Below are 20,766 nucleotides of genomic sequence, written 5' to 3'. Positions count from 1 at the left end.
CACGGCCGAGACGGACGGTGCCCATCGTCACCGGGCTGTCTCGACTGCCCCCGGAGCGCGGGTGGGGACCAACTGGAGCCCCGCGGGCCCCGGCGGACGCCGCCCGCGGCCGTCCCCTTCCCGCCGACAGCCCCGTCCCGCTCGGCACGGGCGTGGCTCCAGCCGTCCGCGAGCGCGGCCCGTCCGCGCCACCGGACCCTCGGTGTCCGGGGCGCGCCCGGCGGTCGCCGGCCGCGGGCGCGCCGACCTGTCCGCCGCGGGCGGACCACCCGGCCGCCCGCCGCCCACCACGGAGGAACCCATGCCGCTGCCGCCCGCCCGTGTCGTCCGAGCCGTCGAAGGCGTGCGTACCGGTCTGCAGAGGCTGGTGCGCAAGCTGGCCCCCGCACCGTTCTCGCTGCTCGAGATGGTGCAGGGCGCCATGCTCAGCCAGGCGATCTACGCCGCCGCGGAACTGCGCGTGGCCGAGGCGCTCCGCGACGGCCCGCTGCCCGTCGCGCGGCTCGCCGAGCGGGTCGGCGCCCACCCGGAGACACTGCACCGGCTGCTGCGGCTGCTCGCCTCGAACGGCGTCTTCGCCGAGCGCAAGGACGGCGGCTTCGAACTGACCCCGATGGCGGAGGCGCTGCTGGAGGACGCGCCGATGTCGATGCGCGGCATCGCGGTGCTCATGGGGCACCCGATCCACTGGGAGGACTGGTCGCACTTCGTCGACGCGGTGCGCTCCGGGGAGCCGAGCCTGCCGAAGCTGCGCGGCATGACGGCCTTCGAGTTCCTCGAGGCCAAGCCGGAGTACGGCGAGGTGTTCATGAAGGGCATGGGCGCCATGTCCGCCACCGAGACCGAGCCGGTCCTGGCCGCGTACGACTTCTCCCGGTTCGGCACGGTCGTGGACTTCTGCGCCGGGCGCGGCGAACTGCTCGCGGGCATCCTGCGGAAGTCGCCGGGCGTGCGGGGGATCCTCGCCGACCCGCGGGTGGACGACAACGGTGCGGCGGAGTACCTGGCCGAGCAGCAGGTCGCCGACCGGTGCGAGGTGGTGGCCGCCGACCTGTTCGGGCCGGTGCCCGAGGGCGGGGACGCCTACGTCCTCAAGCACATCGTGCACGACTGGCCCGAGGAGCAGGCCCTGCAGATCCTGCGCAACGTCCGGGCCGCGATGCGGCCGGGCGGGCGGCTGCTGCTGATGGAGATGGTCGTGCCGTCCAAGCCGAACGCCGCGCACGCCTCGAAGCTGGTCGACCTGTGGCTGATGCTGCTCGTGGGCGGCAGGGAGCGCACGGCCGGGCAGTACGCCGACCTGCTGGCCGAGGCGGGCTTCCGGCTGGAGCGGGTGGTGGAGACCGCGGGGGCGATCTCGGTGGTGGAGGCGAGCGTCCGGTAGCGGCCGCCCGGTGGTCCGGGCGGCGAGGAGGAGGGCCTGCGGGTCGGTCCTCCCGGCGCGGAGTACCTGGCCTGGCGCGACGCGGAGGGACGCGCCAGGCCAGACCGCCGCAGCCCCGTTCTGACACCAGTGCGGGCCCGCCCGGACCGGTGCGGGCCGCCCAGATGCCCCCTAAAGGCGCTGTGCGGCCCGTACGCGGACGACCTCCCCGCCCGACGGGCCCCCTCATCCGCAACTTTCCGTGAAAGGCCGCCTACGGTCCGCACAACCGATCAGGAGGAACTCATGGGGACGCGGACTCTCCCCGCTCCGGCGCCGCATCCTGCAACTCGCCCACGACAACCGGGAGGCCGGCCGCAGCAAGCGCGGGGCTCCCGACGTCTGCGCGGCGGAGATCCACGCCACGGTGAACGGCTTCCCCGCCCTCCTCGCCGTCAGTCCCCGGCGGGTGCGCCGAACCAGCGGGCGAGGGCGGTGCCGAGGCCGCCGGTGCCACCGGATCCGGTCCAGGCGACGTGGCCGTCGGGGCGGACCAGCACCGCCTCGGCGCCCGCGAGGACCGCGCCGCGGTCGGACGGGGAGGCGGTGGCCGTGACGACGTCGACGCGGCCGGACCAGGCCGCCGCGGCCTCGCGCACGCGGGCGTCGTCGCCGAGGTCGAGCAGCACACCGCGGCCGGCGTGCAGCAGCCGGAAGGTGTCGGTCCCCCCGTCGGGTCCGGTCAACGGGATCCTGGGCAGGCGGCGTCCGAGCAGCGGGTGGGCGGCGTCGCCGTCGTCCGCGGCGCCCTCCTCGCCGAGGTCGTAGCGGATGTCGAGGTGGGAGACGACGCCCGCCAGGTGGCGGCGGACCGTGTCGTGGCCGGTGAGTTCGGTGATGATCCTGCGCAGCGGTTCGGCCCGGTCGCCGCCGAGGAAGACCATGCCCTGGGCGCGGGTGTTCATCAGCAGGCGGCGGCCCACCGGGTGGCGCTCGGCGTGGTAGGTGTCGAGGAGGGCGTCGCCGGCGCGGCCGGTGACGACGGCGGCGAGCTTCCAGCCGAGGTTGGCGGCGTCCTGCACGCCGGTGCTCAGGCCCTGGCCGCCGGCGGGCAGGTGGATGTGGGCGGCGTCACCGGCGAGCAGCACCCGGCCGCGCCGGTACTCGGCGGCCTGGCGGGTGGCGTCGCTGAAGAAGCTGACCCACTCGGCGCCGCCGCCGCTGATGTCCTCGCCGGTGATGTGCTCCCACGCCTTGGCGACCTCCTCGAAGGTGACGGTGTCGTCGGCGCTGCGGGCGGCGGCGCCGTGCGGGCAGACGATGATGCGGTGCACGCCCTCCTTGAGGGGGGCGGCCATCACCATGCCGTTGGGCAGGGTCTCGCCGAGGTAGCGGGGCTTGAGGTCGAGGCCGGTGATGTCGGCGAGGAACATGGCGCGGGTCGCCTCGGTGCCGGGGAAGCCGATCCCGGCGAGCTTGCGCACCGTGCTCTTGCCGCCGTCGCAGCCGACCAGGTAGCGGGCGCGCATGCGCCGTACGCCGTCCGGGGTGCCGACGGTGATCTCGGCGTGGTCGTCGTGGAGGAAGCCGTCGGCGAGGGCGAGGACCTCGTGTCCGCGGCGGATCTCGGCGCCGAGGTCGGCGGCCCACCCGGCGAGGACCGCCTCGGTCTGGCTCTGCGGGATGCCGCGGGCGCCGAAGTGGGCGCCCTCCAGGGCGGTGAAGTCGAACTGGACGCCGCCGAAGTGGCCGACGGGGCTGACCTCCAGGCTCTCGCCCTGCCCGAAGCGGGGGAGGATCCCGCGCTGGTCGAACACCTCCATGGCGCGGGCGGTGAAGCCGAGACCGCGGGACTGGCCGGTGGGCTCGGCCAGCTTGTCGAGCACGATCACCTCGGCCCCGCCCAGGCGGAGTTCGCCCGCGAGCATCAGTCCGGTCGGACCTGCGCCTACGACGATGACGTCGGCGTCCATCGTGGTGTCCTGCATGTCGTGGGATCCCTCTCAGTCATCGGTGGTCCGTGCTCGGTGGGGGCGGGGGGGTGGCGAAGCCGGAGCGGGCCGCGCGGGCCGGGAGCGGCGTGTCAGGGGGACCCGAACCAGCGTCCGACGGCCTCGGCGAGGCCGTCTCCGTCCGGTCCGCCCGCCCAGGCGACGTGGCCGTCGGGCCGGACCAGGACGGCGGACGCGGCGTCGAGCGGCGAGCCGGTCACCGCCTCGGCGGTGACCGTGTCGATGCGGTCGGCGGGGGCGGCGTCGACGCGCGGCGGGGGGCCGCCCAGTCCCAGGAGCAGCCCGCGTCCGGAGCGCAGCAGGTCGGCCGCGGTGCAGACGATCGCGCCGGTGCGCAGGCCGACGTGCGGCAGGCGGGCCCCGCGCAGCGGGTGCTCGGGACCGCCGACGTCGTACCGGACGTCGAGGCCGCTGATCATTCCGGCGAGGCGGGCGCGGGCGTCCTCGTGCGTGACGAGTTCGGCCAGGACCGTGCGCAGCGGCTCGACCTCGGGGCCGCCCAGGAGCAGCAGCGCCTGGGCGCGGATGTTGCCGAGGACGGCCGCGCCCACCGCGGCGCGTTCGGTGTCGTAGCTGTCCAGGAGGCCTGCGGGGGCGGTGCCGTCGACGGCGGCGGCGAGCTTCCAGCCGAGGTTGTAGGCGTCCTGGAGGCCGAGGTTGAGGGCCTGGCCTCCGATGGGCATCTGGCGGTGGGCGGCGTCTCCGGCGAACAGCACCCGGCCGTGCCGGTAGCGGGTCAGGCACCGGTTCTCGTCGTCGAAGCGGTTGACCCACAGCGGCGTGCCGCCGGTGATGTCCTCGCCGGTCACCCGCTTCCACGCGGCGGCGACCTCGTCGTAGTGCGGTTCGCCGGCGCGTTCGCGGACCGCGGCGCCGAACTCGTGGACCATCACCCGGGTGACGCCCGCCGGGTTGCGGGCGGCGACGGCGAATCCGCCGGGGAGCCGCTCGAAGCGCCGGCCGGGGATGTCGAGGCCTTCGACGTCGGCGCGCAGCAGTTCCCGGGCGGCCGGGGTGCCGGGGAAGCCGGCACCCGTCAGGGCGCGCACGGTGGAGTCCTGGCCGTCGCAGGCGACGAGGTAGTCGGCGCGCAGCGTGACGCGGCCGCCGTGGCGGCCGGTGGCGGCGGCCTCGACGTGGGAGCCGCGGTCGTCCACGGCGTGCAGGGTGTGCCCGCACCTGAGGTCGGCGCCCAGGCCGAGGGCCCACTCCTCCAGGACGGACTCGGTCCTGGTCTGCGGGACCTTCCACTGGCCGGGGTAGGGGCCGGGCAGTGTCAGGTCGAGGGGGATGCCGCCGAAGTGGCCGCGCGGCTCGCACGGCGGGTTGCCGAGGTCCGCGAGCAGGCCGCGGCTGTCGAGCAGCTCCATGGTGCGGGCGTGCAGCGTGGAGGCGCGGGACTCCGTGGTCGGGCCGTGGCGCCGCTCGACGAGCGTCACCCGGATGCCGCGCAGGGCCAGTTCACCGGCGAGGAGCAGGCCGACGGGGCCCGCGCCGACGACGATCACCTGGGTGTCGATCGTCTCCGCGGGCCCGGTGCGCGGCGTCCGGTCGTCCGGGTGCGGGGCGGCGGCCATGTCAGCGGTTCCGCTCCGCGTACTCCTTGGCGTGGCCGAGGGTGGCGAGGCTGTTGGTGCTCAGCGCGCCCTGCACGTAGGCGCGGGCGTCGGCGACGGTGGCCTCGGGGCCGAGGATCCTGGCGATGTTCGCGGTGTTGAGGGTGACGGTGTGCTGGGAGCTGGCCGTCGCGCCCGAGTCCTCGGTCTCCTCGAAGGTCCACACCCCGGTGTGCAGGGTCATCAGCGCCGGCAGGGTGACCTGCTTGTAGGCGATGCGGTGGTGGCCGAGGACGACCCGGTAGGACTTGGTGGTGTGCGTCGAGCCGTCCTTGGCGCGGGTGTCCATCTCCAGCTCCTGCAGGCCGGGGGTGTCCTCGGTGAAGCGGACGCGGGCCACGTGCGGAAGCCGCTCGGGCCACAGCCCCGCCTCGTTGACGAAGGCGAAGGCGTCCTTGGCCGAGCCCTCGATCCGCACGGTGTCGGTGAAGGAGAAGGTCAGCTCCCGCGTCTCGGCGGCGTGGGCCCGCTCGACGTTCTCCTTCAGCGCGGCGAGTTCGCTGGTGCTGTTGCGGTCCACGGCCCGCTCGATCCACAGCAGGTCGTGCGGGTCGTCGTCGACGGCCCGGTAGTCGTGCAGGAGCCGGACGCGGGAGGCGCCCTCGTCCAGGGGCTCGACGATCCAGGTTCCGCCCATGGCGGCGACCGGCGGCGCCGGCACCTCCTGGCGGAAGGTGATGCGCAGGGCCCCGGGGTCGAGGGTGCGGCGCGAGGTCCAGGTCTTGGGCTCGCCGTTGGCGGTGGCCCAGATGCGGATGCGCTCCTCGTGCGTGCCGGTCTCCTCCCGGTCGACGTAGATGGTGGGCGGGAAGATCCGCGGCCAGTTGGTCACCTCGGCGAGGAGGCGGTAGACGGCGGCGGCGGGCGCGCTGATGGTGATCTCGTGCTCGACCTCACGAGTCGTCATGACGGCTTCTCCTCGGTGGTACCGGCGGTGCGGAGGGCGGGGAGCGGGGCTCCGGCGGGACGGACGTCGTCCGTGGGGGCACTAGAAGTTGCCGAGACCGCCGCAGACGTTGAGGGCCTGGGACGTGATGGACGCGGCGGTGTCGGAGGCCAGGTAGCCGACCAGGCCGGCGACCTCCTGGGGGGTGGCGTAGCGGCCGAGCGGGATCTTGGCCTGGAACTTCTTGAGGATCTCGTCCTCGGTCGTGTCGTAGGCCGACGCGTAGCCCTGCCGCACCCGCTGGGCCATCGGTGTCTCGACGTAGCCGGGGCAGACGGCGTTGACGGTGATGCCGGTCGGGGCCAGTTCGTTGCCGAGCGCCTTGGTGAAGCCGACGACGCCGTGCTTGGAGGCCGAGTAGGGGGCGCCCAGGACGACGCCCTGCTTGCCCGCGGTGGAGGCGATGTTGATGATCCGGCCGCGGTCCTTGGCCCGCATGCCGCCGGTGGTCAGCACCTCGCGGGTCATCCGGAAGACGCTGTTGAGGTTGGTCTCGATGACGTCGTCCCACAGCTCGTCGGTGATGTCCGCGGTGGGGCCGCCGCCGGAGCGCCCGGCGTTGTTGACGAGCACGTCGACGGTGCCGAACGCGGCGACGGCGCCGCGCACGAACTCCCTGACGGAGTCGGCGTCGCGGACGTCGAGCTGCCGGCCGTCGACGTCCAGGCCGTCCTCGCGCAGTGCCTTGGCGGTGCGTTCGACGTTGTCGGCGTCGCGTGCGCCGATGAAGACCCGGTGGCCCTGGCGGGCCAGCAGGCGGGCGACCTCCAGGCCGATGCCGCTGGTCGCCCCGGTGACGAGGGCGACCCTCCCGGTGGTGTCGGACATGGGTGTGCTCCCCTCAGGCGGCCCGGGCGCCGGCCGGGGCCAGCTGGGCGTTGACGGCGTCGATCAGGTCACGCGGCGTGAGCTCTTCGCTGAGGTCGTCGTCGTCCAGGACGATGCCGTACTCGCGCTCGATGCGGCCGCCGGTCTCCAGCAGGGCGATGGACTCGTACCCGAGCACCTCGAACGAGGTGTCCAGGATGTCTCCGGCGAGGTCGACGTTCTCGTCGGCGCCCGCGGCCTCGAGGAGGATCCGCCTGAGGTCGTCGAGGGTGAACTGGGTGCTGGCCATGGGGTACTTCCTTCGGTCTCGGGGCCGGGGCCCCAGCTGATCTGTTTCGTGGGTCGCGGGCACAGCGGCCCGGTGTGCCGGCGGGGCGGCGCGCCGCCGGCTCAGGCGGACGCCTCCCACCGGTAGAAGCGCTGTGCCATGGCGTCGGCCGGGGAACGCCAGGTCGCGGGGTCGTAGGGGTCGATGAACGGCTTCAGGTCGTCGCTGATCCTCACGAAGCGCGGGTCGTCCTTGGCGCCCTGGATCAGCTCGCCGCCGTTGTCCTCGTCGAAGTCCTGCAGGTGGAAGTACAGACCGTTGAAGGCGAACAGCTGGCGCCGCCGGGTGCCCATGCGGTGCGGCATGTCCGTGGCGTCGAACTCGGCGAACAGCCTGGCGACGTCCGCGCTCGAACCGGGCGCCATGCGGGCCACGATCAGCGTGCTGTGCATAGGTTCTCGCTCCTTGGCAGGGGTGCGGTGTGTCGCGGAGGGCGGATCCGCGCCGTCGGCCCGGTCGCCGGGGGCCGGGCGGGCTGCCGGGTGCCCGCCCGGTGGGGGGCGCGGGGGTTACTCGCCCGCGGCGCGGGTGTGCACCACGCGGTAGGTGTTGGCGTCGCTCTCGACCGTCAGCTCGGCGACGCGCTCGTCGTTGGCGCGGCGGGGCTCCGGCTTGCGCTCGTCGGGCAGGCCGCGGAAGGCGTCGTAGCTCTCCTTGCTGTCCCACTGCGAGTACACGACGACGAAGGCGCCCTCGACGAACATGGCGCGCAGGCCCTTGAAGACGCAGTGCGAGCGGTAGCCGGGAACGTCCACCAGCCAGTGCCGGTCCTCGCCCAGGAGCTTGATCAGATCGGCCTGGTCGGCCTCGCCGACCCGGTGGACCTCGATGGCGGTGTAGTCGTCGCGGTCCGGCGAGACCTCGACGCGGCCGCCGAGGGCGGGGTGGGTCTGGGTGAAGACGATCTCGTTCTGCAGCAGCCGGATCGCCGTGGTGATCTCCCGGAAGACGGGCAGCGTGCGGTGCTTGAACTCCTCGCCGGAGTACCGCTTCTGGAGGTCCTCGCCGCTGCGCCACTGGATCAGGTTGGCGGTGCCGGGGCTGTCCTGCCCGGCGTGCACGGTGGAGGAGATCCACCCCTCGTAGGCCGCCGCGTCGACGATCTTGCCCATCTCGGTGAGCAGCTGGTCCTGGTGCTCGGGGGTGTCGGTCGTGAACAGGTTGAGGACGGTCAGGTAGTTGTCCTCGGTGGAGATGATCGGCATGGTTCCTTCGCTTCCTCGAGGGATGTGACGTGCGGTGGGGGCGGGCCCCGGTCAGTGGGCCGGGCCGAACCAGCGGCCGAGCGCGTCGGTGAGCGGCATGCCGCTCGTCCCGGCGCCGGGGCCGCCGTCCGGGCCGCCGACCCAGGCGACGTAGCCGTCGGGGCGGACCAGGAGGGCGGCCGGGCCGTCCTCGTCCTCGGGACCCTGGACGGTGACGGTGTCGACCCGGTCGGACCACCCCCGGGCCGCGGCGCGCAGTTCGGCGCTGCCGGCCAGGTCGAGCAGCAGACCGCGCCCGGACTCGAGGAGGGTGAGGACGCTCTGCTTGACGCCGTCGCGGGTGACCTGCCGGTCCGCCAGGCGGCGGCCGAGCAGCGGGTGGCCGTCGCCGCCGACGTCGTGGCGGATGTCGAGCCCGGTGACCATGCCCACCAGGTGGCGCTGCACCTCCTCGTGCCGCACCAGCTCGGCGAACACCTGGCGCAGCGGGTCGACTTCGTCACCGCCGAGGTAGAGGGTGCGCTGGGCGAGGGTGTTGGCGAGGATGCGGGCGCCGACCGGGTGGCGCTCGGCGTGGTAGGTGTCGAGCAGTCCCTCGGGGGCGTGGCCCTTGATGTCGAGGGCGAGCTTCCAGCCGAGGTTGACGGCGTCCTGGATGCCGGCGCTCATGCCCTGGGCGCCGATCGGCAGGTGGATGTGGGCGGCGTCACCGGCGACGAAGACGCGGCCGCTGCGGTACTCGGCGGCCTGCCGGCTGACGTCGGTGGTGGAGGAGACCCACAGCGGCGTGGCGCCGCTGATGTCCTCGCCGGACAGGCGCTGGAAGGCCTCGGCGACCTCCTCGAAGGTGATCGGGCCCGGACCGGTGCGCAGCGGCTGGGCACGGTCGTAGTAGATGACGCGGCTGCGGTCCGGGCCGAGCGGCAGCACCATGACCATGCCGCCGGGCACCGGCTCCCCGCTGAACCGCGGACGCAGCTGTACGCCGGTGATGTCGGCGAAGCGCAGCTCGACGGTGGGCGCGGTGCCGGGGAAGTCGATGCCGGCGCTGGTGCGCACCACGCTGCGGGCGCCGTCGCAGCCGACGACGTAGCGGGCGCGCAGCGCGCCGGTGCCGTCCCCGGTGGCGACGCGGACGGTGACCCCGTCGTCGTCCTGCTCGACGCCGGTGACCTCGGTGCCGCGGCGCACCTCGACGCCGCGCTCGGCGATCCAGCCGGCGAGCATGGCCTCGGTCCGCGACTGGGGGATGCCGCGGGCGCCGTAGGAACCGCCCGGAAGGGCACGGTAGTCGAGCGGCACACCGCCGAAATGACCGAAGGGAATGACGTCGACGTCACCGAGCCGGGAAATGAGTCCGCGCTGGGCGAATTCCTCGATCGTGCGCGCGGAAAAGCCGAGGGCACGGGATTCCCTGATGGGCTCGGCAAGCCGGTCGACGACCAGGGCGGAGACTCCATTGAGACTCAACTCACCTGCGAGCATGAGTCCGGTGGGACCTGCTCCGACTACGATCACGTCCGCGTCAAAGGTATTCATCTGCCCTCTCCCGACTGGTGTTTGACGAGTATTGCCGGGCCACGGGAGGACGGTAAAGAGAATGCGGTACAGGCTTCATGCAATCCATTACAGAACTCTGTCGGCAATGTCAGATCTTCGGCAGGAACCTGGTCCCGCGAGCGCGCCGGGCACCATGCTCGGGCGGTGACTTCCAACCATCTCGCCGCCTCGGTCCCGGCCGCCGACGCCGCTCTGGTCGGGGACCTGCTGGGCCGTTACCTGATCGCGCTCGACGACGGGGAACTCGACGACGCCTGGGCCCGGAGCCTGTTCACCGAGGACGCGGTCGTCACCTTCCCGATGAGCCGCCACGCGGGGTGCGCCGGGCTCGCCGAGTGGCACCGCGCCTCCCTCGCGGCGTTCGTCCGGACCCAGCACCTGGGCTCGCCGCCGGTGGTGACCGTCGAGGGCGACCGGGCCGTGTTCCGCGCCAACGTGCTGACCACGCACGTCCACCGTCCCGGCGGTGACGGGCCGCCGCTGTTCCGCGCGGGCACGCTCGCCTCCGGCGAGGCCCGCAGGACCCCGGCCGGGTGGCGGATGGGCGAGCTGTCGTTCCGGGTGCTCTTCACCGAGGGAGAGCCTCCGCACCGGGCCTGAGCCGGCGGGGTGCCGGCCCGCGGTGCCGGGCCAGGCACCCCGCCGCCGGGCCCGGCACCGCCTGCCGCACCACCCGCCCGGCCGCACGAAGCCGCACCACCCGCCGGGTTCCGGCGCGGGCTCAGATGTCCACCGTCGGGGCGTCCTGCCCGGGCGGTGTCATCGCCGTGAGCAGCCGCCGGTCCAGCATGGTGCCGACCGAGGTGTCCCCGGCCGGGTCGAGCCCGGCGTCGTGGCAGGCCGCGCTGACGAGGTAGCGGCCGAGCACCGGGTGCGTGGCGAACGCCCACTCGTCGCCGAGGGCCGCGGTGCCGTCGGGGGTGCACAGGCCGCCGAGGGCGAGGCCGAAGCCGAACTCGGTGAAGGGCAGGCGCATGCCCTGCCCGAGCGCCTTGGTGTAGGCCTCCTTCAGCGTCCACAGGCGCAGCAGGCACGCCGCCCGCTGGTCCGCGGGCAGCGCGTCGAGCTCCGTCGCCTCGGCCGGGGTGCACATCCCGCGCCGCATCAGGTCGAGGTCGAAGCGGCGGTCCGCGCGCTCGGCGTCCAGGCCCATCCGGCCCATCCGGCTGATGCCCACGGCCATCAGCTCCCCGGTGTGCGTCAGACCCACCTCCACCTGGTCGAGTCCGCGCAGGTACGGACGGCCGCCGAGCCGGTAGGCGATGTCGATGTCCTCGGGTCCGATGCCGAGCGCGGCCGCGGCGGTGTACTTGATGAGCAGCCGGGAGGCGGCGAACCGGCAGCGGACCGCGGGGTCGTGGGTGTTGTCGTAGCGGTTCCAGTCGCGGCCGAGCAGCGGCCTGAGGCGCGGTGTGGTGAGCACCGCGGGCAGCCACTCGGTCCAGGTCGCGTACGCCACCGTGGCCCCGCGGTCCAGGAGGTTCTCCCGGACCCGCAGCCAGGAACCGTCGGGGCGCGGGATGTGCACGGGCGGGGCGACGGCGGAGCCCCGCGCGGTGGCGACGGCGCCGAGGGCACTCAGGCGGTGCAGGGTGGCGAGGACGCCGGCGGTGTCGCGGGCGTCGATGTCGTCCGTGACGCGGCCGCCGCCGCGCACGTCCGTGGGCTCACCGTGGTGCACGGCGTTCGCCTCCTTCCGTGGCCCTTCCGGCCCGCCGCTCTCCTGGGGCTCCCGGGCCGTCCCCTGCGGAGCCGAATCGTTTCTGTCGAGGTGTGGTGTCACGTCTGTCGAGGTGGGGTGTCACGCGAGCCGCATTCCGTACAGGTCGAAGCTCCGCCCGCGCCGGTACCGGTCCACGAGCCCGGCGGCGAGGTCCTGCGCGACGCCGTCCGGCGGTTCGGGCACCTCCAGGCCGAGGCGGCGGCCGAACCGGGTCAGGGCCAGCAGCGCCCAGTCGGGTTCGGCGAGCAGGGCGCCGTCCGGGGTACCGGGGGTGGCGTTCTCGCAGACGGCGAGGCAGGAGGCGGCGGCGAGCAGCAGGCAGTACCGGTCGACGAGGACGTACGCGGCCGGGGCGGGCGCCGCGCTCTCCGGGCGCCCGGAGAGCGCGGCGCACCGCTCGGCGAGGCTGTGCACCTCGGCGGCGAAAGCGCGGGCCAGGTCGGCGAGCGCCGCCCACCTCGGGCCGCGGGCGCGCTTGCCGTCGAGCCGGGCGGCGGCGCCGAGCAGCGCGGCGAGCAGCCCGTCGCAGCCGCGGTGCGGGTCGCGGGGCTCGGCGTCCAGCCGCCGGAAGTCGAGCGTGGCGCCCCGGCCGCCGGGGATGAACAAGGCGGCGGGGGCCTCGTGCCCGGTCTTGCCACGCCGGGCGGCGTGGGCCAGGGTGCGCAGGTGGGGGACGAGCACGGCCTGGGTGTCGGCGGTGCCGGCGTGCCCGAGCCCGGCCACCGGCAGGTCGCGCACGAGTTTCTGGAAGCCGCCGTAGGCGGGGCCGCGTTCGTAGCCGCGGGCGCCGAGCACCGCGGCGAGTTCGTCGAGGTCCTCGTGGAGCAGCGCGGACACGGCGTACTTGACGGCGGCCGAGGGGACAAGAGCGTGCTCGGGGGCCAGGTCGAGCAGCCGCAGCCCGGTGACGGCGAGGCTGTCGCAGGCGAGCAGGTCGGCGAAGACCCCGGCGAGCACCCGTCCGCGGCGTCCGCGCAGCACCAGACCGCGGCGGGACTCGCTGACGGCCCGCACGGCGTAGCGCAGCGCGCTGTCCATCCCGCCGACCAGGGCGCCGCCGGACACCAGGGCCCGGCTGACCTGGAAGGTGCGCAGGGACAGGTAGATGCCCTCACCGAGCTCCCCGACCAGGGCGTCGGCGGGCACGGGGCAGTGGGCGAGGTCCAGTCCGGCGTAGTGGGCGCCGCGCATGCCGTGGGTGCGGGCACGCGGCAGCCGGTGCACGGCGTGCGCCGGGAGCCGGTCGGTCTCCAGCAGGAACGCGGAGTGGCTGTCCGGGCCGTCGCCGGGGGCGGTGCGCACGTAGGCGACGAAGGCGTCGGCGCGGTCGGCGTTGATGACGACTTCCTTGCGGCCGTCCACGACGTAACCGCCGCCCGGCGCGGGGCGCGCGCTGTACTCGCCGCGCAGGATCGCGTTGGCGTGCGCGAACTCGCGGTGCAGGATGGTGATGCGGCCGCCGCCGAGCAGTCGCCGCGCGGTGTCCCGGCGCTGCCGCCCGTCGCCGGCGGCCCACACCACCGACGCGGCGAACAGGGCGGTGATCCCGGCGCCGAAGCCGAGCGCCACGTCCCGCCGGAACACCGGCCGCAGCACCTGCGCGAGTTCCTCGACGCCGGCGAGGCGGCCGCCCAGCGACCTCGGCACGAACTCCGCGGCGAGGCCGAAGCGGTCGAGCAGGTCCTCGGTGGCCGCAGGCGCCTCGCGTCGCTCGTCGGCGGCCAGCAGCGCCCGCTGGCCGTGCGGGTTGTCGTCGGCGAAGGGGTCACCGAGCAGGTCCTCGACGTACTGGGCCCGTGCGGCACCGTCACCGGGGACCCGGAGGGGACGGGAGGAACGGGGGGGACGGGGGGCGGTGGGCCGTACCGCGGACCCGGGCGCGACGGCGCCCGCGGTCAGGTTGTCGTTCACGTGGGACCTCCAACTCCGGCCCGTCCGGCCAGTGCGGACGGACCGTTCGGCGCGATGAGCACGGTTGCGGCGGCCGGACCGGCCGCACGGCTCAGGCCCTGCGGGCGGGTGCGCCCTCGGCGTGCTCCCTGGCCAGCCGCAGCGCGGCGACGCTCTGCCGGGCGAGCCGTGAGCGCAGCGCCTCCCGCGCGACGCGCACCGCCTCGGCCCCGTCGCCGTACCGCTCCCGCACGCCGTCCTCGTCGAGCACGGCGTGGTGACGCGCGACGAGGGTGACCCCCGCGCCCCAGGCGTCGGGTTCGACCGACCACTCCCCCGTGCGCGCGGCGAGCAGCGCGGGCTGCTCGGTGTCCCGGACGTCCTTGTAGACGATGCGTCCCGCGTGCGGGAAGCCGATCCGCACCGATTCGGTCGTCCGCGTCGTGCCGTCGGTGCCGGGCAGCTCCACGGTCATCAGCTGCACCCCGGGGGCGCGCTCGGACACGTGGATCCTCGTGGCACCGGGCACGGCGTCGGCCCGGTCGCCGAAGCGGTGCAGGAAGTCGTAGACCGGCTCGACGGCCGCGTCGATGCGCACCGATTCCTCGAAGGACAGGACGAGGGCGTCCAGGCGGTGCCAGCGCTCGGCGAGCTGCCGGAGGTTGGCGAGCGCGGCACGCGTGTTGGCGGCGGTGGCCCGCTTGACCCAGTCGACGTCCGCGCGCACGTTGTCGGTGACGGCGAAGTCGTTGCGCAGGGTGACGAGGGACTTCCCGGGGCCGCGGGGCTCGACGGTCCAGCTGCCGCCCATGGAGGTCACCGGGCGGGGCAGCACTTCCTGACGGAAGTCGACGCGGTGTGCCACGGGGTCCAGGACGCGCCGCGTGGTCCAGGACCTGATCTCGCCGTTGGCGGTGACCCACATCCGCAGCCGCTCCGACCCACCGTCGAACTCCAGTTGTTCGACGTGGACCGTGGGCGGCAGGAAGACGGGCCAGCGCAGGGCGTCCGCGATCAGGCCGTAGAGTACGCCGGCCGGGGCGTCCACCTCCGCGTGCTGGGCCATACGGTGCACAGGCGCGAGGTACATCCACCACACCCCTCTCGTCTCGGACGTCCGGAAGGCCGGGCCGGCCACGGGACGCCGCGACCGGTCCGGCCCGTACAGGCTCGCCATGGACTGTGTCCTGATCGGGTGGAGAACACCTCGGCCACCGCTGGACCGACGCTCGAATCCCCAGCACGGCGCCGGCGGGCCCGTCCGCGGGGCGCCCCGTTCGACGCCGGCTCGACCCGGGCCCGACCGCTCCGGCCGACCCTGCGGCCCCGGCCGGGAGCAGGGGGTGCCGACCGGGCGAGGACGGGGGCTCCGCCTCGCTTCCTTCAGCGGACGTCCGGGGTGCCGGGATGCAGGGGGTGCCGGGGAGGACGGGAGGACGGGAGGAGGTACCGGCGGGGTACTGAGGGCTTCGACGGCCCTTCCTGCCGCTGCTGGGGTCGCCCGCTACTGGGTGGGGTCGCCCGTGGTTGTCGTCACCCCTGGCTGCCGCCGGCCCGTCGCCGCCGCCGTTCCGGGTGAGTTGTGTCCCGTCGGATGTGCTTCGGCCGGGCCGACGGGCGGTGTACCGAGGGGGCGGTGTACCGAGCGGGCGGTGTACCGACGGGGCGTTCTGCCCGCGGGGCGGTGTACCGACGGGGCGTTCTGCCGCACGTCCTTCCCGGCAGGGCAGTGGCTGCCGATGGGCACCGGCTGCCGATGGGCACCGGCTGCCGACGAGTGCCGGCGGGGCGGCCGTGGTCCGGGGCGGCCTGCCGCTCTCCCGGCCCCGGCCGGGGCGGTGCACGCCTGCGCGACCCGCGACTCGTGACCCGTGATCCGTGACCCGTGACCTGCTCTTCGCGGATCCGGGACCGCCGCCCCGGCACCTCCCGCGCGCCCCGGCACCTCCCGCGCGGTCCGGCGACAGCGCGGCGGGTCGCGCAGCACGCGGCCCGCCCGGCGTCGGAAGTAAGCACCGCCGGGCCCGCCCCCTCCCCCCGGTCGGCATGCTCCGGGCCTTCCCCGGGCCGACGGCACCGTGCGCACCGAGTACCGCGCGCTGGTCGCGCACACGCGGCCGGGCGGTCCCGGGCCGCTGTTCGGCCCCGGCGCTTCCGCCGGCTCCGCGCTCGAGACCGTGTCAGGCGGTTCACGAGTGCACGGACCGAATCTGACGGACGGGGAACGGTGTCCGCCGCCCGAAGGAGTTCTGATGGCGTTTTCCGGTGCCCGGCGCGTGCGGCGGGCCGCCCGCGCCCTGGCGGCCTGCGTCTGGCAGTGCCTGGTGGCCGCCGGCGCCGTCCACATGGCGGGCGAGGCGGCCCGGGCCGATGCCGCCCGGCTGCTTCACGCACCACCGCCGGGCCATCCCGAGCGTCTGCGTCCGGACCTGCCCCTGACCGCGCTGGAGCGCGCCCTGCTGAGGGAGCTGGGCCCCGCGGACTGACCGGACCGGAGTGCCCGGCGGCGCCGCGGCGTCAGGCCGCGTACAGGTCGAAGGTGGAGGAGCGCCGGGAACCGGACATCACGTCCAGCTGGGGGTCGACGGCGAGCATCGCCTGGTGCAGCCGCTGCAACTGCGGCGAGGGTTCCACGCCCAGCTCGTCGACCAGGCGGCGGCGCAGCCGGTGGTAGACGTCGAGCGCGGCGGCCTGCCGACCGGAGCGGTACAGCGCCACCATGGCCTGCGAGTGCAGTCCCTCGTGCTCGGGGTGCCGGGCGGTCAGGTCCATCAGCTCGGCGGTGACCTCGGCGTGCCGGCCGAGCCGGAGGTCGGCGTCGATGCGGCGCTCCCGGGTGACGAGCCGGCTCTCCTCCAGCCGCATCGCCTCGATCTCCAGCACCGGGCCGACGCGTACGTCGACCAGGGCGGGCCCCTGCCACAGGTCCAGCGCCCGGCGGTAGGTGCGGGCCGCCAGCTCGTCGTCACCCTTCTCGAAGGCCTGCTGGCCCTCGGCGACGAGGCACTCGTACTCGTGGACGTCGACCGCGTCGGCCGGTATCTGCAACAGGTAACCGCCGTGCCGGGTGGCGAGCACGTCCTTGGCGGCGCCGGGGGCGCCGGGTCCCATGGCGGTACCGAGCCGGCGCCGCAGCTGGAGGATGTAGGTCTGCAGGGTGGTGAGGGCGCTCTGGGGGAGGTCGGTGCCCCAGATCTCCTCCATGAGCGTGGGCACGGGCATGACCCGGCCCGGGTAGAGGGCGAGCAGGGCCAGGATCTGGCGCGGCTTCCCGGCCGTCGGGACGATCGACATCCCGTTGACGTCGGCACTCAGTGGACCAAGAACACGAATCTTCATGGTTTCCTCCCCGTACCTCGACGGCTGTAGTCGGTTTTCCGATCCGGCGTGCGAATCAGTGCCCGAGGTTCGTCGATATTGCGCCACGCGGGGACCGGACGTCCTTTCCCGCGACGCATGTACGAGGCGCACCGTATCCCGCCGCAACCCGGCCCTCGAATATAATCGAGGAGTCATTGAGTGAGCTTCTTGTCGTGTCCCGTCCGCCGGGGGCGGACTGACATATTCCTGATGCGTCCCTGGCCGCCGGGAGAAAAACGAGCCCGCCGTCTTCCGCGGGGCGGACCCTCGCTGTTGGCTTTCCGCGCCATGGAAGCCACCGAGAGCACCGGGCGGGACGGCGGGCAGGGCCGACCGGCGGGCCCGGACCCGCTGACGCACCAGCTGCTGCGGCTGATGACCGCCCCCCGCGTCCGGCACGCGGGGCACGACGCGCCGGGCCCCGGCACGGAATCGACGTACCGGGGCCCGGATTCGATCGCCCTCATGGAACTGGTCTCCGCCTTGCACCGGCGCGGCATCGAGGTCGGATTTCCCGAGCTGACGGCGATTCCGGCCTGCGGCCGGCGGCGCCCACCGGTGAGCCGCGCACGCCGCATGACGTGAACTCGAAGAACTCCGGAATTCCGCTGGAGCTGGAGCGGTTTTTTTACCCGCCGTTCGCGTGCGGCGTCTATGGTCCGACAGCCGGGGGAACTGAAGGGCCCTTTTTCCTTTTCCCGGCCGACCGGAATCGGATCACCAGACGGAGCCATCCATGGAATGCGGTGTGCACTCCTCTCCGGTCCCCGGTCCGGAGAGCGACGGCGTGAGCGGGTACGGCGGCGTGAGCGGGTACGGCGGTACGGGGCCGGAGACGGCCGGGCCCGGAGCCGTGGAGGGGGTGCGGTTCCGGGTCCTCGGCCCCGTCGAGTTCCACGACGAGCGCGCCGGGCTGCGGATCCGGCCCCCGGGGGCCGAGCAGCGGGCTCTGCTGGGCGTGCTCCTGGTGAAGGCGGGGCAGATCGTCTCCGCCCACCGGCTCATCGACGAGCTGTGGGGCGGGCATCCTCCGGCGCACGCGGGGAACGCCCTGCAGACCCGTGTGGCCCGGCTGCGCCGGTTGTTGCCGACGGTGCCCGGGGCGGCCGGCGAGCCGCACCACGACGGGGTCATGTCCCGCTCCCTCGGTCATGCGCTGCGGCTGGGCGGGGCCACCGCCGACGCCGAGCTCTTCAACCGCCCGGCGGCCGAGGGCCGGGCCGCGGCGGTCGGCGATCCCGGACGCACCGCCGGCCTGCTGCGCCGGACGCTGTCGCTGTGGCGGGGGCGGGCCCTGGAGGGCAGCGTGCGCGGAGACGTCTGCGCGGCCGAGGCGGCCCTGCTGGAGGAGAACCGGCTGACGGTGCCGGAGGCGCTGTACGACGTGTGCCTGCGGACCGGCCGGCACGCCGGGACAACGGGCGAGCTGGAGGAACTGACCGGCGCCCCACCCGTGCGGGAACGTTTCTACGACCTGCTGATGGTGGCCCTGCACCGCTGCGGCCGACAGGCGGAGGCCCTCGGCGTCCACGACCGGGCGCGCAAGCGCCTGGCCCTCGAACTCGGCGTCGAGCCCGGTCCGGTGCTGCGCGGCCGGAGGGAGGCGATCCTCCACCACGACCCGGCGCTCGCGCTCCCCGGCCCCGCCGATCCGTTCCCGGCGGCCGTCCCCCAGTCGCCCCGGTCATCTCTGTGCCCTGCCCGGCACCGGACCCTTGTCAGGAGGCCGCGGTCCTGACCCTCACCGACGAGATCGCCCGCCTGCGGCGCCATGTGGAGCGCCTCACCGTGGAGCAGGAGGCCCTGATCCGCCGCCTCGACCACCTGTCGGCCCCGCCGGCGTCGGCGGCGTCGGCGCGGGTCCGGTGACGGGACCGCTCGGCACCGGGCGGCCGGCCCGGTCGGGCAAGGCGCGGGTCAGCCCACCCGGGCCATGGGCGGTCCGGTGATCTCCGGGTCGCGGGCCGGGACGGTCTCCGGGGTGGTCATCAGGATGGAGCGCTGCAGCCGGCTGAGCGTCGCCGACGGCTCCAGGCCCAGCTCGCGCACGAGCGTGGTGCGCAGCCGCTGGTAGACGTTGAGGGCGTCACCGCGCCGCCCGGACCGGTGCAGGGCCACCATGAACTGGCCGTGCAGGCTCTCGTGCATGCGGTGCCGGTTCACCAGGACGGTCAGCTCGGACAGCAGCTCGCGGTGGCGGCCGCGTCGCAGGTCGGCCTCGATGCGCTGGTCCAGGGCGCACAGCCGGGCCTCGTCCAGGCGCTTGACCTCGAGGCCGATCCGGCTGCCGGCGGTGACGTCGGCGAGCGCGGGGCCGGTCCACAGGGCCAGTGCCTCGCGCAGCCGCCGTGCCGCGCCGGAGAAGTCGTCGGCGTCCATGGCCCGGTAGCCCGCCCCGGCCTGCTTCTCGAACTCGCGGAAGTCGACCCGGCCGCCGCGGGTGTTCAGACGGTAGCCGCCGGGGAGGGTGACGAGGATGTCCTTGGCGGTGACGCCCTTCTCGCCTGCCTTGGCCAGCGCCTCACCGATGAGTTCACGCAGTTGCAGCACGTACGTCTGCAGCGTGGTGCGGGCGCTGCGCGGCGGTTCGTCGTCCCACAGCTCCTCGATCAGGGAGGAGACCTGGACCACTCGGTCCGCGTGCAGAGCGAGCAGGGCCAGCACCTGCCGCGGCTTGGGAGCCGTCGGTGTGACAGAGATGCCGTGCTCGCTTACCGACAGCGCGCCCAGAACTTCGATGTCCACTGTCTTCTCCCCCTTTGTCCGGTGCCGGTTGCGTATGAGTCCATGCCGCGGGGACCACCGCTTGGAAGCCTGGACGGTGCGCCAAGGCTTCTGCTTGAGCACGAGTAAAAAACAGCACAGTCGGTTTGTCAATGAGAAGTGAAGATGTCCCCCCGGCGCGCACACCGCCGCCGGCGGAGGGTCCGCTTCGCGTTCGCACAGGGTCCGGACAGCCCTCAGAGCCCCCGGGGGAACGGCCTTCGAGGCCCTCCGGAGGTTCTGGACGCGCGTGCGGGCGGAGGACCGGCGGGAGCGAACGGAAGGCGGGGACCCGGCCCCGCACCCTCCGGGTCGTCCCACGGATCCCGGTGCCCCTCCGCCCGCCGGCGGTGGTCAGGCGGTGGTCACCGGGGCGGGCCGCCGGCCGCCGTGAGATCGCCGAGCACGGCGGGCGTGGCCAGCCGGGGCAGCAGCAGCTGCCAGAACCTGGTGACGGTGTGGCGCGAGAGCCAGTGCGGGTCCCGCGCGCCCAGCACCTCGAAGCCGGTGGTGGCCGCCACCACCGAGGACGTCACCTGCTCGGGGGTGACCTCGTTGAGCACGCCCTCGCCGTCGGCGCGCTTCAGCGCCCCCTCGACCCAGTCGTGCCACTGGCGGTAGAGGTCCTGCCCGCCCTGGTGGACCTGTTCACGGCTCAGGTCGAAGCCCGCGCGCAGCACCACGTCCTCGCCGAGCCGGCGGGCCAGGTCGTGCGAGGCGTTCACCAGCAGCTGCAGGGCGTTGCCGACCGCGCCCTCGTGCGCCGCGACGATGCGGCTCAGCCGTTCCGACGCGGCCTCTTCCACCGCGTCGGCCACGCCGGCCTTGCTCGCGAAGTGGAAGTGGAGCGCTCCGTTGCTCACTCCGGCCAGCGAGCTGATCGCGGTGAGCGAGGCCACGCTGAAGCCGTCCCGGTCGAAGACCGTGGCGGCCGACTCGATCAGAGCCTCGCGGGTACGCAGCGCTCGTTCCTGTTTGACCATTCAAGGTGCTCCATTACTGCGGGGGGTTGCCGTGCTTGCGTGAGGGAAGGTCGGCCTGTTTGGTGCGCAGCATCGCCAGGGACCTGATCAGCACCTCGCGGGTCTCGGCGGGGTCGATGACGTCGTCGACCAGGCCGCGTTCGGCGGCGTAGTAGGGGTGCATGAGCTCGGACTTGTACTCCTTGACCA

20 protein-coding genes are annotated in these 20,766 nt (G+C 74.2%); 5 read left to right on the top strand and 15 right to left on the bottom strand.

Annotation, left to right across the window (positions count from 1 at the left end; genetic code table 11):
- The first annotated feature begins 301 nt into the window (after positions 1-301).
- Entirely contained in the window at positions 302-1,384 is a 1,083-nt protein-coding gene (locus tag ACGFQC_RS34050; protein WP_363092524.1) for a methyltransferase, read from the top strand.
- 434 nt (positions 1,385-1,818) lie between these two features.
- On the opposite strand, the gene ACGFQC_RS34045 is transcribed toward ACGFQC_RS34050, so the two are convergent.
- From ACGFQC_RS34045 to ACGFQC_RS34010, 8 genes are all read right to left on the bottom strand, one after another.
- Positions 1,819-3,351, bottom strand: a complete 1,533-nt coding sequence (locus ACGFQC_RS34045) for an FAD-dependent monooxygenase (protein ID WP_363092523.1) — start codon at positions 3,349-3,351, stop codon at positions 1,819-1,821.
- 95 nt (positions 3,352-3,446) lie between these two features.
- Positions 3,447-4,952 carry an FAD-dependent oxidoreductase gene (locus ACGFQC_RS34040; RefSeq protein WP_363092522.1) on the bottom strand — a complete coding sequence of 502 codons (1,506 nt, stop codon included), beginning with the start codon at positions 4,950-4,952 and terminating at the stop codon, positions 3,447-3,449.
- A gap of 1 nt (position 4,953) precedes the next feature.
- A complete protein-coding gene (locus ACGFQC_RS34035) occupies positions 4,954-5,898 on the bottom strand; it encodes an aromatase/cyclase (RefSeq protein WP_363092521.1) in 945 nt (314 codons plus the stop codon).
- 81 nt (positions 5,899-5,979) lie between these two features.
- Positions 5,980-6,765 carry a 3-oxoacyl-ACP reductase FabG gene (fabG, locus tag ACGFQC_RS34030; RefSeq protein ID WP_363092520.1) on the bottom strand — a complete coding sequence of 262 codons (786 nt, stop codon included), beginning with the start codon at positions 6,763-6,765 and terminating at the stop codon, positions 5,980-5,982.
- A gap of 13 nt (positions 6,766-6,778) precedes the next feature.
- The gene (locus ACGFQC_RS34025) at positions 6,779-7,054 is read right to left on the bottom strand and encodes an acyl carrier protein (RefSeq protein WP_363092519.1); all 276 of its coding nucleotides are present in this window, start codon (positions 7,052-7,054) and stop codon (positions 6,779-6,781) included.
- Between the two features lie 101 nt (positions 7,055-7,155).
- Complete coding sequence (locus tag ACGFQC_RS34020; RefSeq protein WP_363092518.1) at positions 7,156-7,485, bottom strand: TcmI family type II polyketide cyclase; 330 nt, start codon at positions 7,483-7,485, stop codon at positions 7,156-7,158.
- A gap of 117 nt (positions 7,486-7,602) precedes the next feature.
- The gene (locus tag ACGFQC_RS34015; RefSeq protein WP_363092517.1) at positions 7,603-8,298 is read right to left on the bottom strand and encodes an antibiotic biosynthesis monooxygenase; all 696 of its coding nucleotides are present in this window, start codon (positions 8,296-8,298) and stop codon (positions 7,603-7,605) included.
- A 51-nt stretch (positions 8,299-8,349) separates the two neighbouring features.
- Complete coding sequence (locus ACGFQC_RS34010) at positions 8,350-9,783, bottom strand: FAD-dependent monooxygenase (RefSeq protein ID WP_393289086.1); 1,434 nt, start codon at positions 9,781-9,783, stop codon at positions 8,350-8,352.
- Between the two features lie 219 nt (positions 9,784-10,002).
- Between ACGFQC_RS34010 and ACGFQC_RS34005 the strand changes: the two genes are divergently transcribed.
- A complete protein-coding gene (locus tag ACGFQC_RS34005) occupies positions 10,003-10,458 on the top strand; it encodes a nuclear transport factor 2 family protein (protein WP_363092515.1) in 456 nt (151 codons plus the stop codon).
- A 121-nt stretch (positions 10,459-10,579) separates the two neighbouring features.
- On the opposite strand, the gene ACGFQC_RS34000 is transcribed toward ACGFQC_RS34005, so the two are convergent.
- From ACGFQC_RS34000 to ACGFQC_RS33990, 3 genes are all read right to left on the bottom strand, one after another.
- Positions 10,580-11,539 (bottom strand): 4'-phosphopantetheinyl transferase superfamily protein, encoded by a 960-nt coding sequence (locus ACGFQC_RS34000; RefSeq protein WP_363092514.1) that lies wholly within the window; start codon positions 11,537-11,539, stop codon positions 10,580-10,582.
- 120 nt (positions 11,540-11,659) lie between these two features.
- Positions 11,660-13,492 (bottom strand): acyl-CoA dehydrogenase, encoded by a 1,833-nt coding sequence (locus tag ACGFQC_RS33995; protein ID WP_363092513.1) that lies wholly within the window; start codon positions 13,490-13,492, stop codon positions 11,660-11,662.
- Positions 13,493-13,583: 91 nt separating this feature from the next.
- Positions 13,584-14,561: an SRPBCC family protein gene (locus tag ACGFQC_RS33990; protein ID WP_363092512.1), complete on the bottom strand. Its 978-nt coding sequence runs from the start codon at positions 14,559-14,561 to the stop codon at positions 13,584-13,586.
- Positions 14,562-15,723: 1,162 nt separating this feature from the next.
- Here ACGFQC_RS33990 and ACGFQC_RS33985 point away from each other — a divergent pair.
- Positions 15,724-15,957 (top strand): DUF6059 family protein, encoded by a 234-nt coding sequence (locus tag ACGFQC_RS33985; protein WP_363092511.1) that lies wholly within the window; start codon positions 15,724-15,726, stop codon positions 15,955-15,957.
- A gap of 31 nt (positions 15,958-15,988) precedes the next feature.
- Here ACGFQC_RS33985 and ACGFQC_RS33980 read toward each other — a convergent pair whose 3' ends face one another.
- Positions 15,989-16,810, bottom strand: coding sequence for an AfsR/SARP family transcriptional regulator (locus ACGFQC_RS33980; RefSeq protein ID WP_363092510.1), 822 nt, complete (start codon positions 16,808-16,810; stop codon positions 15,989-15,991).
- Positions 16,811-17,119: 309 nt separating this feature from the next.
- Here ACGFQC_RS33980 and ACGFQC_RS33975 point away from each other — a divergent pair, with 309 nt between their 5' ends.
- The gene (locus tag ACGFQC_RS33975; protein ID WP_363092509.1) at positions 17,120-17,416 is read left to right on the top strand and encodes a hypothetical protein; all 297 of its coding nucleotides are present in this window, start codon (positions 17,120-17,122) and stop codon (positions 17,414-17,416) included.
- A 163-nt stretch (positions 17,417-17,579) separates the two neighbouring features.
- Entirely contained in the window at positions 17,580-18,569 is a 990-nt protein-coding gene (locus ACGFQC_RS33970; RefSeq protein ID WP_363092508.1) for an AfsR/SARP family transcriptional regulator, read from the top strand.
- 179 nt (positions 18,570-18,748) lie between these two features.
- Here ACGFQC_RS33970 and ACGFQC_RS33965 read toward each other — a convergent pair whose 3' ends face one another.
- From ACGFQC_RS33965 to ACGFQC_RS33955, 3 genes are all read right to left on the bottom strand, one after another.
- Positions 18,749-19,576 carry an AfsR/SARP family transcriptional regulator gene (locus tag ACGFQC_RS33965; RefSeq protein WP_363092507.1) on the bottom strand — a complete coding sequence of 276 codons (828 nt, stop codon included), beginning with the start codon at positions 19,574-19,576 and terminating at the stop codon, positions 18,749-18,751.
- 383 nt (positions 19,577-19,959) lie between these two features.
- A complete protein-coding gene (locus ACGFQC_RS33960; protein ID WP_363092506.1) occupies positions 19,960-20,577 on the bottom strand; it encodes a ScbR family autoregulator-binding transcription factor in 618 nt (205 codons plus the stop codon).
- A gap of 13 nt (positions 20,578-20,590) precedes the next feature.
- Positions 20,591-20,766, bottom strand: a 176-nt coding sequence (locus ACGFQC_RS33955; protein ID WP_363092576.1) for a carboxyl transferase domain-containing protein, incomplete at its 5' end; no start/stop codon positions are given.

The sequence above is a fragment of the Streptomyces sp. NPDC048734 genome (genome assembly GCF_043198675.1).
Lineage (GTDB): Bacteria > Actinomycetota > Actinomycetes > Streptomycetales > Streptomycetaceae > Streptomyces.
The sequence above is the reverse complement of the archived record's forward strand: the minus strand, read 5'-3'. Positions and strand labels throughout refer to the sequence as shown.

Excerpts from the sequence above, each read along its gene's own strand:
- ACGFQC_RS34050 (WP_363092524.1), top strand. The coding sequence starts at position 302 with ATGCCGCTGCCGCCCGCCCGTGTCGTCCGAGCCGTCGAAGGCGTGCGT.
- ACGFQC_RS34045 (WP_363092523.1), bottom strand. The coding sequence starts at position 3,351 with ATGCAGGACACCACGATGGACGCCGACGTCATCGTCGTAGGCGCAGGT.
- ACGFQC_RS34040 (WP_363092522.1), bottom strand. The coding sequence starts at position 4,952 with ATGGCCGCCGCCCCGCACCCGGACGACCGGACGCCGCGCACCGGGCCC.
- ACGFQC_RS34035 (WP_363092521.1), bottom strand. The coding sequence starts at position 5,898 with ATGACGACTCGTGAGGTCGAGCACGAGATCACCATCAGCGCGCCCGCC.
- fabG (WP_363092520.1), bottom strand. The coding sequence starts at position 6,765 with ATGTCCGACACCACCGGGAGGGTCGCCCTCGTCACCGGGGCGACCAGC.
- ACGFQC_RS34025 (WP_363092519.1), bottom strand. The coding sequence starts at position 7,054 with ATGGCCAGCACCCAGTTCACCCTCGACGACCTCAGGCGGATCCTCCTC.
- ACGFQC_RS34020 (WP_363092518.1), bottom strand. The coding sequence starts at position 7,485 with ATGCACAGCACGCTGATCGTGGCCCGCATGGCGCCCGGTTCGAGCGCG.
- ACGFQC_RS34015 (WP_363092517.1), bottom strand. The coding sequence starts at position 8,298 with ATGCCGATCATCTCCACCGAGGACAACTACCTGACCGTCCTCAACCTG.
- ACGFQC_RS34010 (WP_393289086.1), bottom strand. The coding sequence starts at position 9,783 with ATGCTCGCAGGTGAGTTGAGTCTCAATGGAGTCTCCGCCCTGGTCGTC.
- ACGFQC_RS33990 (WP_363092512.1), bottom strand. The coding sequence starts at position 14,561 with ATGTACCTCGCGCCTGTGCACCGTATGGCCCAGCACGCGGAGGTGGAC.
- ACGFQC_RS33985 (WP_363092511.1), top strand. The coding sequence starts at position 15,724 with ATGGCGTTTTCCGGTGCCCGGCGCGTGCGGCGGGCCGCCCGCGCCCTG.
- ACGFQC_RS33980 (WP_363092510.1), bottom strand. The coding sequence starts at position 16,810 with ATGAAGATTCGTGTTCTTGGTCCACTGAGTGCCGACGTCAACGGGATG.
- ACGFQC_RS33975 (WP_363092509.1), top strand. The coding sequence starts at position 17,120 with ATGGAAGCCACCGAGAGCACCGGGCGGGACGGCGGGCAGGGCCGACCG.
- ACGFQC_RS33960 (WP_363092506.1), bottom strand. The coding sequence starts at position 20,577 with ATGGTCAAACAGGAACGAGCGCTGCGTACCCGCGAGGCTCTGATCGAG.